This window comes from Burkholderia sp. BCC0397, from assembly GCF_902832865.1.
Taxonomy (GTDB): Bacteria; Pseudomonadota; Gammaproteobacteria; order Burkholderiales; family Burkholderiaceae; genus Burkholderia.
Map to the genome: position 1 here is coordinate 419,052 of NZ_CADFDL010000001.1, position 16,507 is coordinate 435,558.

General features: G+C 66.1%; 14 protein-coding genes. 10 read left to right on the top strand and 4 right to left on the bottom strand.

The annotated features are described in order from the left end of the window. Nucleotides 1-101: 101 nt before the first annotated feature. On the bottom strand, nt 102-860 hold the full coding sequence (locus tag HWX03_RS01995) for a TIGR00730 family Rossman fold protein (protein WP_174388717.1): 759 nt from the start codon (nt 858-860) through the stop codon (nt 102-104). A 1-nt stretch (nt 861) separates the two neighbouring features. On the opposite strand from HWX03_RS01995, the gene polA reads away from it, so the two are divergent. The 3 genes from polA to HWX03_RS02010 all read left to right on the top strand — a co-directional run bounded on the left by polA (nt 862) and on the right by HWX03_RS02010 (nt 6,466). After that, nucleotides 862-3,615: a DNA polymerase I gene (polA, locus tag HWX03_RS02000; protein ID WP_175870051.1), complete on the top strand. Its 2,754-nt coding sequence runs from the start codon at nt 862-864 to the stop codon at nt 3,613-3,615. A 279-nt stretch (nt 3,616-3,894) separates the two neighbouring features. Next, a complete protein-coding gene (locus tag HWX03_RS02005) occupies nt 3,895-5,229 on the top strand; it encodes an NAD(P)/FAD-dependent oxidoreductase (RefSeq protein ID WP_175819147.1) in 1,335 nt (444 codons plus the stop codon). 361 nt (nt 5,230-5,590) lie between these two features. Continuing rightward, complete coding sequence (locus HWX03_RS02010; protein WP_175870052.1) at nt 5,591-6,466, top strand: dienelactone hydrolase family protein; 876 nt, start codon at nt 5,591-5,593, stop codon at nt 6,464-6,466. A 54-nt stretch (nt 6,467-6,520) separates the two neighbouring features. Here HWX03_RS02010 and HWX03_RS02015 read toward each other — a convergent pair whose 3' ends face one another. Further along, nucleotides 6,521-7,390 (bottom strand): sulfurtransferase, encoded by an 870-nt coding sequence (locus HWX03_RS02015; RefSeq protein ID WP_175819149.1) that lies wholly within the window; start codon nt 7,388-7,390, stop codon nt 6,521-6,523. Between the two features lie 117 nt (nt 7,391-7,507). Further along, the gene (locus HWX03_RS02020) at nt 7,508-8,614 is read right to left on the bottom strand and encodes an aromatic ring-hydroxylating dioxygenase subunit alpha (protein ID WP_126367177.1); all 1,107 of its coding nucleotides are present in this window, start codon (nt 8,612-8,614) and stop codon (nt 7,508-7,510) included. Nucleotides 8,615-8,884: 270 nt separating this feature from the next. Between HWX03_RS02020 and HWX03_RS02025 the strand changes: the two genes are divergently transcribed. The 4 genes from HWX03_RS02025 (at nt 8,885) to folE2 (ending at nt 13,010) form a co-directional block, all read left to right on the top strand. After that, entirely contained in the window at nt 8,885-9,178 is a 294-nt protein-coding gene (locus HWX03_RS02025) for an exodeoxyribonuclease VII small subunit (RefSeq protein ID WP_175819150.1), read from the top strand. Next, entirely contained in the window at nt 9,175-10,059 is an 885-nt protein-coding gene (locus HWX03_RS02030) for a polyprenyl synthetase family protein (RefSeq protein WP_175870053.1), read from the top strand. The genes HWX03_RS02025 and HWX03_RS02030 overlap by 4 nt, the downstream gene beginning before the upstream one ends. Before the next feature lie 81 nt (nt 10,060-10,140). Continuing rightward, the gene (dxs, locus tag HWX03_RS02035) at nt 10,141-12,045 is read left to right on the top strand and encodes a 1-deoxy-D-xylulose-5-phosphate synthase (RefSeq protein WP_174431963.1); all 1,905 of its coding nucleotides are present in this window, start codon (nt 10,141-10,143) and stop codon (nt 12,043-12,045) included. A 155-nt stretch (nt 12,046-12,200) separates the two neighbouring features. Beyond that, entirely contained in the window at nt 12,201-13,010 is an 810-nt protein-coding gene (folE2, locus tag HWX03_RS02040; protein WP_174388724.1) for a GTP cyclohydrolase FolE2, read from the top strand. A gap of 91 nt (nt 13,011-13,101) precedes the next feature. On the opposite strand, the gene tsaD is transcribed toward folE2, so the two are convergent. Continuing rightward, nucleotides 13,102-14,142, bottom strand: coding sequence for a tRNA (adenosine(37)-N6)-threonylcarbamoyltransferase complex transferase subunit TsaD (gene tsaD, locus HWX03_RS02045; protein ID WP_039358123.1), 1,041 nt, complete (start codon nt 14,140-14,142; stop codon nt 13,102-13,104). A gap of 116 nt (nt 14,143-14,258) precedes the next feature. On the opposite strand from tsaD, the gene HWX03_RS02050 reads away from it, so the two are divergent. From HWX03_RS02050 to HWX03_RS02060, 3 genes are all read left to right on the top strand, one after another. After that, nucleotides 14,259-15,479, top strand: coding sequence for an NAD(P)/FAD-dependent oxidoreductase (locus HWX03_RS02050; RefSeq protein ID WP_175870054.1), 1,221 nt, complete (start codon nt 14,259-14,261; stop codon nt 15,477-15,479). A gap of 105 nt (nt 15,480-15,584) precedes the next feature. After that, nucleotides 15,585-15,797: a 30S ribosomal protein S21 gene (rpsU, locus tag HWX03_RS02055; protein ID WP_006479415.1), complete on the top strand. Its 213-nt coding sequence runs from the start codon at nt 15,585-15,587 to the stop codon at nt 15,795-15,797. A 194-nt stretch (nt 15,798-15,991) separates the two neighbouring features. Next, nucleotides 15,992-16,438: a GatB/YqeY domain-containing protein gene (locus HWX03_RS02060; protein WP_050011331.1), complete on the top strand. Its 447-nt coding sequence runs from the start codon at nt 15,992-15,994 to the stop codon at nt 16,436-16,438. The last annotated feature ends 69 nt before the right edge of the window (nt 16,439-16,507 follow it).

The window sequence follows — 16,507 nt, forward strand, 5'->3', positions numbered from 1 at the left end:
AACAGCGCGTTACAAAGTCACGCCCGGCGGGCCGCCGGACGCGAGTTCGTTGCGTGAAAAGCACGACGCCGGCCGTCGGGCCGGCTGTCGTCACTGACCGGTTACAGATAGAACATCCGGTCTTCTTCCGGGCGCGGCGGATGACCTTCCTCGTCCGAACCTTCTTCCTCGCCGCTGTCCTCGTAGAACGCGAGCACCGCGTCGAGCACCTGGTCCGGATCGTCGATCACCTGCATCAGATCCATGTCTTCCGGATTGATCAGGCCCATCGGAATCAGTTGATCGCGGAACCATTGCAGCAGCCCCTGCCAGAAGTCGCTGCCGACGAGGATGATCGGCACGAGGCGCGACTTCTTCGTCTGGATCAGCGTGAGCACTTCGGACAGTTCGTCGAGCGTGCCGAAGCCGCCCGGCATCACGATCACCGCATCCGAGTTCTTCACGAACGTGACCTTGCGCGTGAAGAAGTGGCGGAAGCGCAGCGAGATGTCCTGATAGTGGTTGCCGGCCTGCTCGTGCGGCAACTCGATGTTCAGGCCGACCGACGGCGCCTTGCCGGCGTGCGCACCCTTGTTCGCGGCTTCCATGATGCCGGGGCCGCCGCCGGAGATCACCGCGAAGCCGGCGTCCGACAGCTTGCGCGCGATCTGCGCGGCGAGCTTGTAGTGCGGCGTATCGGGTTTGAGGCGGGCAGAACCGTAGATGCTGACAGCCGGGCGGATCTCCGACAGGTACTCGGTCGCCTCGATAAACTCTGCCATAATCGTGAACATCTGCCACGATGCGCGGGCCTTCTTGGCCGTCGCGCGTTCTTGATCTGCGAGCGAACGCAGACTCGGAATCACTTTTCTCTTGTTCATAATGCCTGAAGAACGAAATCTGGAAGGTAAGACCCTGCTATTGGTTGACGGTTCGAGCTATCTGTATCGGGCTTACCATGCGATGCCTGATTTGCGTGGCCCTGGCGGGGAGCCGACCGGAGCGCTCTACGGAATCATCAACATGCTGCGCCGTATGCGCAAGGAAGTCAGTGCAGAGTATAGCGCTTGCGTGTTCGATGCAAAGGGCAAGACGTTCCGCGACGACCTTTATGCCGACTATAAGGCAAACCGTCCGTCGATGCCTCCCGATCTCGCGTTGCAGGTCGAACCGATCCACGGCGCCGTGCGCGCGCTCGGCTGGCCGCTGCTGATGGTGGAAGGCGTCGAGGCCGACGACGTGATCGGCACGCTCGCGCGCGAAGCCGAACGGCACGGGATGAACGTGATCGTGTCGACCGGCGACAAGGATCTCGCGCAGCTCGTGACCGAGCGCGTCACGCTCGTCAACACGATGACCAACGAGACGCTCGACCGCGACGGCGTGCTCGCGAAGTTCGGCGTGCCGCCGGAGCGCATCATCGACTACCTCGCGCTGATCGGCGACACCGTCGACAACGTGCCGGGCGTCGAGAAGTGCGGGCCGAAGACGGCCGTGAAATGGCTGTCGCAATACGACAGCCTCGACGGCGTGATCGAACACGCGGGGGACATCAAGGGCGTGGTCGGCGACAACCTGCGCCGCGCGCTCGATTTCCTGCCGCTCGGCCGCCAGCTCGTGACCGTCGATACGGCCTGCGATCTCGCGCCGCATCTCGAATCGATCGAAGCATCGCTGAAGAGCGACGGCGAGGCGCGCGACCTGTTGCGCGACATCTTCGCACGCTACGGCTTCAAGACGTGGCTGCGCGAAGTCGACAGCGCACCGGCCGAAGGCAACGGCGCCGATGTGCCGGAAGGCGAGCCGGCCCCGGTGATCGCAACCGACGTCGTGCGCGAATACGACACGATCCAGACCTGGGAACAGTTCGACGCGTGGTTCGCGAAGATCGACGCGGCTGCGCTGACCGCGTTCGACACCGAGACGACCGCGCTCGATCCGATGCTCGCGCGGCTCGTCGGCCTGTCGTTCTCGGTCGAGCCGGGCAAGGCGGCCTACCTGCCGGTCGCGCACCGCGGCCCCGACATGCCCGAGCAGCTTCCGCTCGACGAAGTACTCGCGCGCCTGAAGCCGTGGCTCGAATCGGCCGATCGCAAGAAGGTCGGCCAGCACCTGAAGTACGACGCACAGGTGCTCGCGAACTACGACATCGCGCTGAACGGCATCGAGCATGACACGCTGCTCGAATCGTACGTGGTCGAATCGCACCGCACGCACGACATGGACAGCCTCGCGCTGCGTCATCTGGGCGTCAAGACGATCAAGTACGAGGACGTCGCCGGCAAGGGCGCGAAGCAGATCGGTTTCGACGAAGTGGCGCTCGCACAGGCCGCGGAATATGCAGCCGAGGACGCCGACATCACGCTGCAGCTCCATCACGTACTGTATCCGCAGGTCGCGCGCGAGCCGGGCCTCGAGCGCGTGTACCGCGAGATCGAGATGCCGGTGTCGCTCGTGCTGCGCAAGATGGAACGCACGGGCGTGCTGATCGACGATGCGCGCCTGCACGCGCAGAGCACCGAAATCGCGACGCGCCTGATCGAGCTCGAGGGCCAGGCGTACGAACTGGCGGGCGGCGAATTCAATCTCGGCTCGCCGAAGCAGATCGGGCAGATCTTCTTCGAGAAGCTGCAACTGCCGGTCGTGAAGAAGACGCCGAGCGGCGCGCCGTCGACCGACGAGGAAGTGCTGCAGAAGCTGGCCGAGGACTACCCGCTGCCGAAGCTGCTGCTCGAGCATCGCGGGCTGTCGAAGCTGAAGTCGACCTATACCGACAAGCTGCCACGCATGGTGAACCCGGCCACCGGCCGCGTGCACACGAACTATGCGCAAGCGGTCGCGGTGACGGGCCGGCTTGCCTCGAACGACCCCAATCTTCAGAACATTCCGGTGCGCACGGCCGAAGGCCGGCGCATCCGCGAGGCGTTCATCGCCTCGCCGGGCCACCGGATCGTGTCGGCCGACTATTCGCAGATCGAACTGCGGATCATGGCGCACATTTCGGGCGACGCATCGCTGCTGCGCGCGTTCGCGCAGGGCGAGGACATCCACCGCGCGACGGCCGCCGAGGTGTTCGGCGTGACGCCGCTGGAGGTCAATTCCGACCAGCGCCGGATCGCGAAGGTGATCAACTTCGGGCTCATCTACGGGATGAGCGCGTTCGGGCTCGCGTCGAACCTCGGCATCACGCGCGACGCGGCGAAGCTCTATATCGACCGCTATTTCGCCCGCTATCCGGGCGTCGCGCAGTACATGGAAGACACGCGCGCGACCGCGAAGGAGAAGGGCTACGTCGAAACCGTTTTCGGTCGCCGCCTGTGGCTGCCGGAGATCAACGGCGGCAACGGCCCGCGCCGCCAGGCGGCCGAGCGCGCGGCGATCAATGCACCGATGCAGGGCACGGCGGCCGACCTGATCAAGCTGTCGATGATCGCGGTGGACGACTGGCTCACGCGCGACAGGCTTGCGTCGCGGATGATCATGCAGGTGCACGATGAACTGGTGCTCGAGGTGCCCGAAAGCGAGCTGTCGCTCGTGCGCGAGAAACTGCCGGAAATGATGTGCGGCGTCGCGAAGCTGAAGGTGCCGCTGGTCGCCGAAGTGGGTGCCGGCGCGAACTGGGAAGAGGCACACTGACGCACCCCCGCGCGATTCCCGTTTCCCGCGGCATATTGTTGCAGGGATGCTGAATATCGAGATGGTTTGCTTGTGGTCAACGCGCAAGCTCCCGGACAATGCATGTCAGTCATGTCATTGACGCGGGGGCGGCGCGCCCCGCGTTCCGGATCGGCCGCATCGAAGTGCTTCGAACTGCACATCGATGATGTCCGAACCGGTTAATCCACCGGGCGGCGCGAGTACATCGCGTTTGCTTCATCCGGCGGCAGCAGTTTCGAATCGCAAAGGGGGAATCAGATGCATCGGATCATCATCGTAGGCGGAGGCGCGGGCGGCCTGGAACTGGCGACGCGGCTCGGCGATCGTTACGGCGCGCGCGGCAATCGTCCCGCGCGTGCGCTTGTCACGCTCGTCGACCGCAATCCGACGCACATCTGGAAACCGCTGCTGCACGAGGTCGCGGCCGGCAGCATGGACCCGTTCACGCAGGAGCTCGAGTATGCGGCGCAGGCGCGCTGGCACGGCTTTGAGTTCCAGCAGGGCGAACTGACCGGGCTCGACCGCGCGGCGAAGCGCGTCACGCTGTCGCCCCTCAACGACAGCGACGGCGCGGAACTGTTGCCGGCGCGCGAGCTGGAATACGACACGCTCGTGATCGCGATCGGCAGCACGACTCACTTCTTCGGCGTGCAGGGTGCGCCGGAAAACGCGATCGCACTCGATACGGTCGGGGAGGCCGAACGCTTCCGCAAGCGCTTGATCGCGGCATGCATGCGCGCCGAGCACCAGGCGCCGGCACCGACCGCGCCGGGCGAGTCGGCCGAGCCGCGCATCCAGGTCGTGATCGTCGGCGGCGGCGCGACGGGCGTCGAGTTGTCCGCGGAACTGCGCAATACCGCGCAGGTGCTGTCCGTGTACGGCCTGCACAAGCTCGATCCGCGCCATGACGTCGGCATCGTGCTGATCGAATCGGGGCCGCGGATCCTGCCGGCACTGCAGGAGCGCGTGTCGACGGCGACGGCCGAACTGCTCGAAAAGCTCGGCGTGCGGCTGATGCTCAGCGAGCGCGTGACCGAGGTGGCGCCCGGGTTCGTGCATACCGCGAGCGGCAAGGCGGTGCGTGCGGACCTGACGGTCTGGGCGGCCGGCATCAAGGCGCCGTCCGTGCTGTCGCACCTCGACGGCCTCCAGGTCAACAAGCTCGGGCAGCTCGACGTGCGCCGCACGCTGCAGACCTTCACCGACGACAACGTGTTCGCACTCGGCGATTGCGCAGCCTGCGCATGGCCCGGCAACGAGCGCAACGTACCGCCGCGCGCGCAGGCGGCGCACCAGCAGGCGAGTTTCCTGCTGAAGGCGATCGGCTGCCGGCTCGAGGGGCGCCCGCTGCCCGAGTTCACGTATCGCGATTTCGGTTCGCTCGTGTCGCTCGGTCACTTCAGCGCGGTCGGCAACCTGATGGGCGGGCTGATCGGCGGCAACATGCTGATCGAAGGGCTGTTCGCGCGCTTCATGTACATGTCGTTGTACCGGCTGCACATCGCGGCGCTGCACGGTTATCCGCGGATGATCCTCGACACGGTCGCGCACTGGCTGCGGCGCACGACGCTGCCGCGCGTCAAGCTGCACTGATCGCGCGCTTGCATGCGGAGCGGGCGGGGAATGCGCATGTCGTGCGTGTTCCCCGCCCGTTTTTCTTTTCGATTCGCAAAACTTCGGTTGCGCAACGAACCTCGATACGCGCTACCTCACGGTGATTCGGCGGGCCGCTGGCGGGCTGCCGCGCGATGATCGATTCGAGCGCCGCAACGCGCCGTAATCGAGTCTTACACATCCGACAGTTGACGCGACAACGGATTATTGGGCATCTTGTCCGGGTTTTCGTTTGCGGCGGGGTGCCAACCGCCGCGACATCCGCGCCGTGCGCCGGCGCGATGCCCCGTCATGCCGTATCCGCGATCGTGACGGCGGCGCCCAATCGAGGAGTGCATTCATGTTGAAACCCGAAGTCGACAGCCTGGTCCCCCATATCCCGTTCTCGCGCCGCAAGTTCATGCAGGCCGCGCTGGGCGGCACCTTCGCGGCGGCCGTGCTGCCCGTGTCGGCGCAGACGGTCACGACCGACAGCACGGGGCTGGACGTCGATACCATCGAGATCCGCTCGGGCGATGCGAGCGTGCCGGCTTATCGCGCCCAGCCGGTCGACAAGACGAACCTGCCGGTCGTCATCGTGATTCACGAGATCTTCGGCGTGCACGCGCATATCGCCGATGTGTGCCGGCGCTTCGCGAAGCTCGGCTATCTCGCGATCGCGCCCGACCTGTTCGCGCGGCAGGGCAACGCAGCGAAGTATCCGACGATGAGGGAGCTGTACGACCACATCATCAGCAAGGTGCCGGACCGGCAGGTCACCGAGGATCTCGACGCGACGGTCGCGTGGGCCGGCAAGAACGGCGGCGACCTGACGCGTCTCGGCGTGACCGGGTTCTGCTGGGGCGGCCGCCAGGCGTGGCTGTATGCGGAACACAATCCGCACGTGCGAGCTGCCGTGGCGTGGTACGGGTTCGTCGAAGGCAAGACCGACGAGATGACGCCGTTCAACCCGGTCGACCATGCGTCGTTGCTGAAGGTGCCGGTGCTCGGGCTGTACGGCGAGAAGGATCAGAACATCACGCAGGCATCGCTCGCGGACATGCGCAAGGCGATCCAGACGAGCGATTCGAAGCTCGCGCGCGAATCGGAGATCGTCGTGTATCCGGACGCCGGTCACGCGTTCTTCGCCGACTATCGGCCGAGTTACGTGAAAGGCGACGCCGAGGACGGCTGGAAGCGCGCGATCGAGTGGTTCCACAAGTACGGCGTGATGTAAACGACGAGCGGCGGCACCGGCCGCCGCTTCATCCTCGTCGCGCCGCGCGGGGGCTCAAGGATTCGGGCCGGTCGCGATCGGCCGCGACGGATCGGCGCTCCATTCGCTCCACGAACCCGGGTACAGCGACGCGCCGTGCAGGCCCGCCACTTCCAGCGCCAGCGCATTGTGGCATGCGGTGACGCCGGAGCCGCATTGCAGGATCACGCGGTTCGGCTCGGTGCCGGCCAGCACGGTGGCGAACGCCTCGCGCAATTCATGGCCGGTCTTGAAGCGGCCGTCGGCGGCCAGGTTGTCCTTGAAGAAGCGGTTGCGCGCGCCGGGAATGTGGCCGCCCACCGGATCGATCGTTTCATTTTCGCCGCGATAGCGATCCGGTGCGCGTGCATCGATCACGACGCGCGCGTGCGACGACACGTTCGCGAGCACGGCCGCGGCATCGACCGTCGATTCGAGCGGCGTTCCCGAGCGGAAGTCGCCGGCGGCCGATTGCGGCACGTCGGTCGTCAGCGGCTGTCCGGCCGCTTCCCAGGCCTGCAGGCCGCCGTCGAGCACGGCGACCGAATCGTGGCCGAGCCAGCGCAGCAGCCACCACAGGCGCGCCGCATAGGCGCCGCCTTGCGCGTCGTACGCGACGACCTGCTGACCCTGCTTGAGGCCGCGGCTGGCGAGCAGCGTGGCGAGCGCGTCGCGGGTCGGCAGCGGATGGCGGCCGTTGGTGCCTGTCTTGCGGCCCGACAGGTCGCGGTCGAGATGAAGATATTGCGCGCCGGGGAGGTGACCGGCCGCGTAGGCGGCTTCGCCGGCGCCCGGATCGGCGAGATCGAAGCGGCAGTCGAACAGCGCGACGCTGCCGGGCGCCGCGGCCAGGCGCTCGGCGAGATTGGCGGCGGAGATGAGCGTGGTGTAATGAGTGTGTGGCATGACGGCTCCCTGGAGTGCGAATGACCTGACACTCCAAGTCTAAACAAAAAAAGACGGGCCGAAGCCCGTCTTTTCGTTCGCCGGCGGCCGCGCGGCGTCAAAGCGCCGCACCCGCTGTCAGAGGTCGCCGAGGTGGCGGCGCAGGAACTCGTGGAAGTGCTGCATGCCGTCTTCCATCGGGCTCTGGTACGGGCCGACCTGCGACTCGCCGCGGGCCATCAGCGCGCGGCGGCCGGCGTCCATCCGCATCGCGATCTCGTCGTCCTCGACGGCCGTTTCCATATAGGCGGCACGCTCGGCCTCGACGAATTCGCGTTCGAACAGGGCGATTTCCTCGGGATAATAGAACTCGACGATGTTGGTCGTCTTCTGCGGCCCGCGCGGAATCAGCCACGACACGACCAGCACGTGCGGATACCACTCGATCATCAGGCCCGGGTAGTAGACCATCCAGATCGCGCCGAACTCCGGCGGTACGCCATTGCGGAACTTCAGCACCTGCTCGTGCCATTTCTGGTAGGTCGTGCTGCCCGGTTTCGCGAGGGCGTTGTGCACGCCGACCGTCTGCACGCTGTACCAGTCGCCGAACTCCCATTTGAGATCGTCGCACGACACGAAGCTGCCGAGGCCCGGGTGGAACGGGACGACGTGATAATCCTCGAGGTAGACCTCGATGAACGTCTTCCAGTTGTAATCGCACTCGTGCACTTCGACGTGATCGAACTGGTACTCGGAGAAGTCGAAGTGATGCTTCGTGCCGAGGTTGGCGAGGTCGCGCGCGACATTGCGCCCCTCGGCCTCGAACAGCAGCCCCTGCCAATTCTGCAGCGGGCTCTTGCCGAGGTTCAGGCACGGTTTGTCGGGGAAGTGCGGCGCGCCGAGCAGCTGGCCTTCCAGATCGTACGTCCAGCGGTGCAGCGGGCACACGATGTTCTGCGCATGGCCGCGCCCGTTGAGCATGATCGCCTGCCGGTGGCGGCACACGTTCGACAGCAGTTCGATCTGGTTCGTCTGGTTACGGACCAGCACGCGGCCTTCCTTCTCGGACGGCAGCGCAAAATAGTCTCCCGCCTCGGGCACCATCAACTCGTGCCCGACGTAACGAGGTCCTTTCTTGAAGAGGGTTTCGATCTCGCGCTCGAGTAGCGCCTCATCGAAATATGCAGTGACTGGAAGCTGGCTGTGGGCCGACTTCAACTGAAGCGCATCGCTCAGATTGGACATTCCCACTCCCGGTGTTAGCGTGAAAGCAGTGAACAACCCAACCATCGAAAAATCGATTTAGGGAAACGGGGAATTATACCCGGTTCGCCTCCCAAGGCTAGGATTAAGTGCCTGATTTGTGTCAATTTTTTGTCGGGCGACCGTCGAAAGGCGCACACTGTGCGTCGGAGATGGGGCCGGAATTGTGCGCGGGCGCCCACGACGGCAGGTCGGAAAATTCTCTTTTGCCGTAGAATGTCCGACTTGTTTTGAAATTTGACACCCTCGTCCATGGCGAAAACCGCATCCCCAGGCGCCACGCCGCCCGGCAATGACACCGAACCGTTGCCGGACAATTACGAGATGGCGCTCGCGGAACTCGAGACGCTGGTTGCCCGGATGGAAGGCGGCGCGTTGAGCCTCGAGGATTCGCTGGCGGCGTATCGCCGCGGTGCGGCCCTCGTTGCGTTTTGCCAACAGCAGCTCGAGAAAGTGGAGCAGCAGGTTCGCGTGCTCGACGGCGCGACGCTGAAGCCGCTTTCGTCCGGAACGGCCGCCACGGACGGCGAAGACGACGATCTATGACATTCGAACAATGGATGCGGTCCGTGCTTGACCGTGTCGAGGACGCACTCGGCCACTATCTGCCGGCTGAAACCGCGATGCCCGCGAAACTTCACGAGGCGATGCGCTACGCGGTCCTCGGTGGCGGCAAACGCGTTCGCCCGCTGCTGTGCCATGCAGCAGGCGAGCTGACCGGTGCGACGGAGGCGGCACGCAACGCCGCGGCGGCGGCGCTGGAGATGATCCACGTCTACTCGCTCGTGCACGACGACATGCCGTGCATGGACGACGACGCGCTGCGTCGCGGCAAACCGACCGTGCACGTGCAGTACGACGAGCCGACGGCGCTGCTGGTCGGCGACGCGCTGCAGTCGCAGGCGTTCGTGGCGCTGACCGACGCCGATGCGCTGTCGCCGGTGCAGCAGGCGGCGCTCGTGCGCGAGCTGGCGCTCGCGAGCGGCTCGATCGGCATGGCCGGCGGGCAGGCGATCGACCTGGCGAGCGTCGGCCTGAAGCTGACGCGCGAACAGCTCGAGACGATGCACCGGATGAAGACGGGCGCATTGCTGCGCGCGGCCGTGCGGATGGGCGCGCTGGCCGGCGAGACGCCTTCGGCGGAAACGATGGCCGCGCTGGATGTCTACGCGGGGGCCGTGGGTCTGGCCTTCCAGGTCGTCGACGACATTCTCGACGTCACGACCGATTCGGCGACGCTCGGCAAGACGGCCGGCAAGGACGCGGCGAACGACAAGCCGACCTATGTATCGATCCTCGGTCTCGAGGCGTCGCGCGAGCTGGCAGCGCAGCTGCGCGCCGAAGCGCACGACGCGCTGAAACCGTTCGGCGCACACGCACAGCGTCTCGCCGAACTTGCCGACCTGGTAGTGAACCGGGTCAGCTGACGCGAAAGCCCGCCGCCGCGCACACGCTACGGTGCGTGCAAAAGAATGCGGGCGCGTTTGATTTCCTACAATGGAACGACGATGTACGACTTGCTGAAAACCATCGACGACCCGGCGGATTTGCGCCGCCTCGATCGTCGCCAACTGCAACCGCTCGCGGATGAACTGCGCGCGTTCGTGCTCGACAGCGTGTCGAAGACGGGCGGCCATTTGTCGTCCAATCTCGGGACGGTCGAGCTGACGATCGCGTTGCACTACGTGTTCAACACGCCGAACGATCGCATCGTCTGGGACGTGGGTCACCAGACCTACCCGCACAAGATCCTGACGGGCCGCCGCGACCAGATGCATTCGCTGCGTCAGCAGGACGGCATCTCGGGTTTCCCGCGCCGTTCGGAGTCGGAATACGACACGTTCGGCACCGCGCACTCGAGCACGTCGATCTCGGCCGCGCTCGGCATGGCGATCGGCAGCCAGCTGAACGGCGACGACCGCTTCTCGATCGCCGTGATCGGCGACGGCGCGATGACGGCCGGCATGGCGTTCGAGGCGATGAACAACGCGGGCGTGTCGGAAGATGCGAAAGTGCTCGTGATCCTGAACGACAACGACATGTCGATCTCGCCGCCGGTCGGCGCGCTGAATCGCCATCTCGCCCGCCTGATGTCGGGCCGCTTCTATGCGGCTGCGCGCGCAGGCGTCGAGCGCGTGCTGAGCGTGGCGCCCCCGGTGCTCGAACTCGCGCGCAAGCTCGAGGAGCACGCGAAGGGCATGGTCGTGCCGGCCACGCTGTTCGAGGAATTCGGCTTCAACTACATCGGCCCGATCGACGGTCACGATCTCGATTCGCTGATCCCGACGCTGCAGAACATCCGCGAACTGCGCGGCCCGCAGTTCCTGCACGTGGTGACGAAGAAAGGCCAGGGCTACAAGCTCGCTGAAGCCGATCCGGTGCTCTATCACGGCCCCGGCAAGTTCAACCCGGCCGAAGGCATCAAGCCGTCGACGACACCCGCGAAGAAGACGTATACGCAGGTGTTCGGCGAGTGGCTGTGCGACGAAGCCGAGCGCGATACGCGCGTGGTCGGCATCACGCCCGCGATGCGCGAAGGCTCGGGCATGGTCGAATTCGAGAAGCGCTTCAAGGATCGCTACTACGACGTCGGCATCGCCGAGCAGCACGCGGTGACGTTCGCGGGCGGCCTCGCGACCGAAGGGCTGAAGCCCGTCGTCGCGATCTACTCGACGTTCCTGCAACGTGCGTACGATCAACTGATCCACGACGTCGCGCTGCAGAACCTGCCGGTCGTGTTCGCGATCGACCGCGCGGGCCTCGTCGGCGCGGACGGCGCGACGCATGCGGGCGCGTACGATCTCGCGTTCATGCGCTGCATCCCGAACATGACGATCATGGCCGCATCCGATGAGAACGAATGCCGCCAGATGCTGCACACCGCGCTGCAGCAGCCGAACCCGACCGCGGTGCGCTATCCGCGCGGCGCGGGCACGGGCGTGGCGACGGTGAAGGAATTCACCGAGATCCCGCTCGGCAAGGGTGAAGTGCGTCGCCGGACGTCGCAGCCGGAAGGCAAGCGCGTCGCGATCCTCGCGTTCGGCACGATGGTCGCACCGTCGCTCGCTGCTGCCGAGGAGCTCGATGCAACGGTCGCGAACATGCGCTTCGTGAAGCCGGTCGATGCGGCGCTCGTGCGCGAACTCGCCGAAACGCACGACTACCTCGTCACGGTCGAGGAAGGCTGCGTGATGGGTGGCGCGGGCTCGGCCTGCGTCGAAGCCCTGATGGAGAGTGGGGTTATCCGACCCGTAATACAATTGGGCCTCCCTGACCAGTTCATCGATCACGGCGACCCCGCGAAGCTGCTGTCGCAATGCGGCCTCGACGGCGCGGGCATCGCGAAATCGATTCGCGAACGCTTTCTGAGCCCGGCGGCCGATGTCGCCGATCAGGCGAAGCGCGTCGCATAAGCTGGCGCCGCCCGCGGGCGGCGTCGGTGCGACTGGCGCAACCGGTCTTCATTGATGCGGAAAACATGGGCCTGCGGGCCCATGTTGCTTTTCCGGCTGCTGCGTGACGCGGCGTGCGCGTCGTCGGACGCGCGGCTTACAAGGATTGAACAAAGATGAACCAGATGAACCCCGCCTTCGTGATGCCCGACGTGCAGAGCACGGTGGATACCCGTCAGATCCCGATTCAGCGCGTGGGCGTGAAGGCGGTCCGGCATCCGTTGACGGTGTGCACCGAAAGCGGCGACGTGCAGCCGACCGTCGGCGTCTGGAACCTCGACGTGCGCCTGCCGGCCGATCAGAAGGGCACGCACATGTCGCGCTTCGTCGCGTTGCTCGAAGAGAATCGCGCGCCGCTGACGGTCGAGCGCTTCCGCGCGATGCTCGCGTCGATGCTCGAGAAGCTCGAAGCCGAGGCCGGCCGCATCGAAGTCACGTTCCCGTATTTCGTGAACAAGACGGCGCCGGTGTCGGGCGTGCAGAGCCTGCTCGACTATGAGGTGACGCTCGCGGGCGAAAGCCGCAACGGCGACACGCGCCTGTTCCTGAAGGTGCTCGTGCCGGTAACGAGCCTGTGCCCGTGCTCGAAGAAGATCTCGCAGTACGGCGCGCACAACCAGCGCTCGCACGTGACGATCGATGCGGAGCTGGCCGCCGATCTGCCGGTCGAGGCGCTGATCCGCATCGCGGAAGAAGAAGCGTCGTGCGAACTGTGGGGCCTGCTGAAGCGTCCGGACGAGAAGTTCGTCACCGAGCGTGCCTACGAGAACCCGAAGTTCGTCGAGGATCTCGTCCGCGATGTCGCGCAGCGTCTCGATGCGGACGAGCGGGTGGTCGCCTACGTGCTCGAAGCCGAGAACTTCGAGTCGATCCACAATCACAGCGCGTATGCGCTGATCGAGCGCGACAAGCGGCACGCTGCATAAACACCGCGGCGTTTCGTCGCGCCAATGAGAAAGGCAGCTCGGAACCGAGCTGCCTTTTTAGTTTCCGGCTTGCGGAGTCGCGTGGCGCGATTCAGCGTGCGAGCGACGCGAGATCCCAGCGCGGCTTCACCGTGAACGCGTAGTCGGCATTCGCCTGTTCGGGCCAGCGGCCGAGCCGCAGCGCACCCGCGAGCGCGATCATCGCGCCGTTGTCGGTGCAGAGCGCGAGATCGGGGTAGTGCACGTCGAAGCCGCGCTTGGCCGCGGCCGCCGACAGTGCCGCGCGCAACTGGCGGTTCGCGCCGACGCCGCCCGCGACCACGAGGCGCTTGAGCTTCGTCTTCTTCAGCGCGGCGAGCGACTTCGCGACGAGCACGTCGACGGCTGCGTCGACGAAGCCGCGTGCCAGGTCGGCCTTCGCGCGTTCGAGGGCTTCGCCCTCGAGCTTCGCCGCTTCGAATTTCTTCATCTGCGTGAGCACGGCCGTCTTCAGGCCGCTGAAGCTGAAGTCGAGATCGCCCGAATGCAGCATCGGGCGCGGCAGCACGACCGCGCCCGGCGTGCCGGTTTCGGCGAGCTTCGATACTTCGGGGCCGCCCGGGTAGCCGAGGCCGATCAGTTTCGCCGTCTTGTCGAACGCTTCGCCGGCCGCGTCGTCGAGCGTTTCGCCGAGCGTCTCGTACACGCCGACGTCGGTCACGCGCATCAGTTGCGTGTGGCCGCCGGAAACCAGCAGCGCGACGAACGGGAACGGCGGCGGCTCGTCGACCAGCAACGGCGACAGCAGATGGCCTTCGAGGTGATGGATGCCGACGGTCGGCTTGTTCCAGGCGAGCGCGAGTGCATTCGCGATGCTCGCGCCGACCAGCAGCGCGCCGGCGAGGCCGGGGCCCTGCGTGAACGCGATCGCGTCGATGTCGTCGCGGCGCGTGCCGCTTTGCGCCATCACTTCCTCGAGCAGCGGCAGCGCGCGGCGGATGTGGTCGCGCGACGCGAGCTCGGGCACGACGCCGCCGTATTCGCGATGCATCGCGATCTGCGAATGGAGCGCGTGCGCGAGCAGGCCGCGCTGCGTGTCGTAGAGCGCGAGGCCTGTTTCGTCGCAGGAGCTTTCGATGCCGAGAACGAGCATGGGTGAGGGCAGGGTGCGCCGCAGGAAGGTCAACGTAACCCAAAATTATAGCAGGCGGGGGCTGGCCGCCGCCGCGGGCGGCCCGGGCCCGAGGCTGGGCAGGTACAATCCGCGCCATGGAAACTTATGACATCGCCGTGATCGGCGCGGGCGCCGCCGGCATGATGAGCGCCGCGGTCGCTGGGCAGCTCGGCCGCCGCGTCGTGCTGATCGATCACGCGCCGCGGCTCGCCGAGAAGATCCGCATCTCGGGCGGCGGTCGCTGCAACTTCACGAACCTGTATGCCGGGCCCGACAACTATCTGTCGTCGAATCCGCATTTCGCCCGCTCGGCGCTGGCGCGCTATACGCCGCGCGATTTCCTCGGGCTGCTCAAGCGCCATCACGTGACCTGGCACGAAAAGCACAAGGGCCAGCTCTTTTGCGACCACGGCAGCGACGCGATCATCGACGTGCTGAAGCACGAATGCGACGCGGGCGGCATCGCGTGGCGCCGGCCCGTCGTCGTCGACGCGGTGCGCCATGCGCCGTCCGACGGCTTCACGCTCGACACGCAGCAGGCCGGCCCGATCGGTGCGCGCGCACTGATCGTCGCGACCGGCGGCCTGTCGATCCCGAAGATCGGCGCGACCGACTTCGGCTACCGGCTCGCGAAGCAGTTCGGCCACAAGCTCGTCGATACGCGGCCCGCGCTCGTGCCGCTCACGTTCGCGCCGCAGGACTGGGCGCCGTTCGCGCCGCTGTCCGGCGTATCGCTCGAAGTGCGCGTATCGACCGGCGACAAGAAACGCGGCGGCGAATTCGTCGAGGATCTGCTGCTGACCCATCGCGGGCTGTCCGGGCCGGGCATCCTGCAGATCTCGAGTTACTGGCAGCCCGGCGACCCGATCCGCGTCGACCTGCTGCCGCAGCGCGACACGGTGGCCGACCTGCTCGACGCGAAACGCACGTCGAAGCGCCAGATCGGTTCGCTGCTCGCCGACTGGGTGCCGTCGCGCCTCGCGCATGCGTGGCTCGACACGCATCGTGTCGCGGCCGACGCGCGGCTCGCGGACCTCCCCGACAAAACGCTGCGCCAGATCGGCGACGCGCTGTCCGGCTGGACGCTGACGCCGAACGGCACCGAAGGCTACAAGAAGGCCGAAGTGACGAAGGGCGGGGTCGATACGCGGGAGCTGTCGTCGGCGACGATGATGAGCGCGCGCGTGCCGGGGCTGTTCTTCATCGGCGAGGCGGTGGACGTGACGGGCTGGCTCGGCGGCTACAACTTCCAGTGGGCGTGGGCGTCCGGCACGGCGGCCGGGCAGGCCGCGGCCGAGTATGCGCGCGGCGCCTGACGCGCCGGCCCGCGCCGTTCTGGCGGGGCCCGGCCCCGTGCCTTTGGACAGTCGCTCTGCTATACTCGGTAGTCTTTCCTTGCAAACCTTTATTCGTGTCGGATCATGACGATCATTCGCGTTAAAGAGAACGAGCCGTTCGAAGTTGCAATGCGTCGCTTCAAGCGTACGATCGAGAAGAACGGTCTGCTGACCGAGCTTCGTGCGCGCGAGTTTTACGAGAAGCCGACCGCAGAACGCAAACGCAAGAAGGCCGCTGCGGTGAAGCGTCATTACAAGCGTATTCGCAGCCAGACGCTGCCGAAGAAGCTGTACTGAACGATTGGGCGCCGCGCGGTTCGCTGAGCGGCGCACCGGCGACTCCGTGCGATCGGGGGCGATCGTGCAGCCGATCAGGCGGCGAGTCGCCGATGCCGGATTCGAGCAACCCGCTTGAGACACTGTCCCAAGCGGGTTTTTGTGTTGACGCCCATTCGCGGGCGTCGGATTCACGTTTCCATCCCGGGTGAAAGATGAGTTTGAAAGAGCAGATCAGCGAAGACATGAAGGCCGCGATGCGTGCGAAGGAAAGCGAGCGCCTGGCAACGATTCGCCTGCTGATGGCCGCGATCAAGCAGCGTGAAGTCGATGATCGGGTCACGCTCGACGACGCGGGCATCACGGCCGTGATCGACAAGATGATCAAGCAGCGCAAGGATTCGATCAGCCAGTTCCAGGCGGCCGGCCGCGATGATCTCGTCGCGAAGGAGCAGGCCGAGCTGGCCGTGCTGGGCGGCTACATGCCTGCGCAACTGTCGGACGCCGAAGTGGCGGCCGAAGTCCAGGCGGCGGTCGCGCAAACCGGCGCAGCCGGCCCGCAGGACATGGGCAAGGTGATGGGCGTGCTGAAGGGCAAGCTCGCCGGCCGCGCCGACATGACGGCCGTTTCCGCGCAGGTCAAGGCCGCGCTCACGAAGTAAAACCCGTTCCCGGCGCGCCCAGCGATGCGTGCGCCGGGCGTCGTATTGTCTTTTTTTCGCTCGATCCCA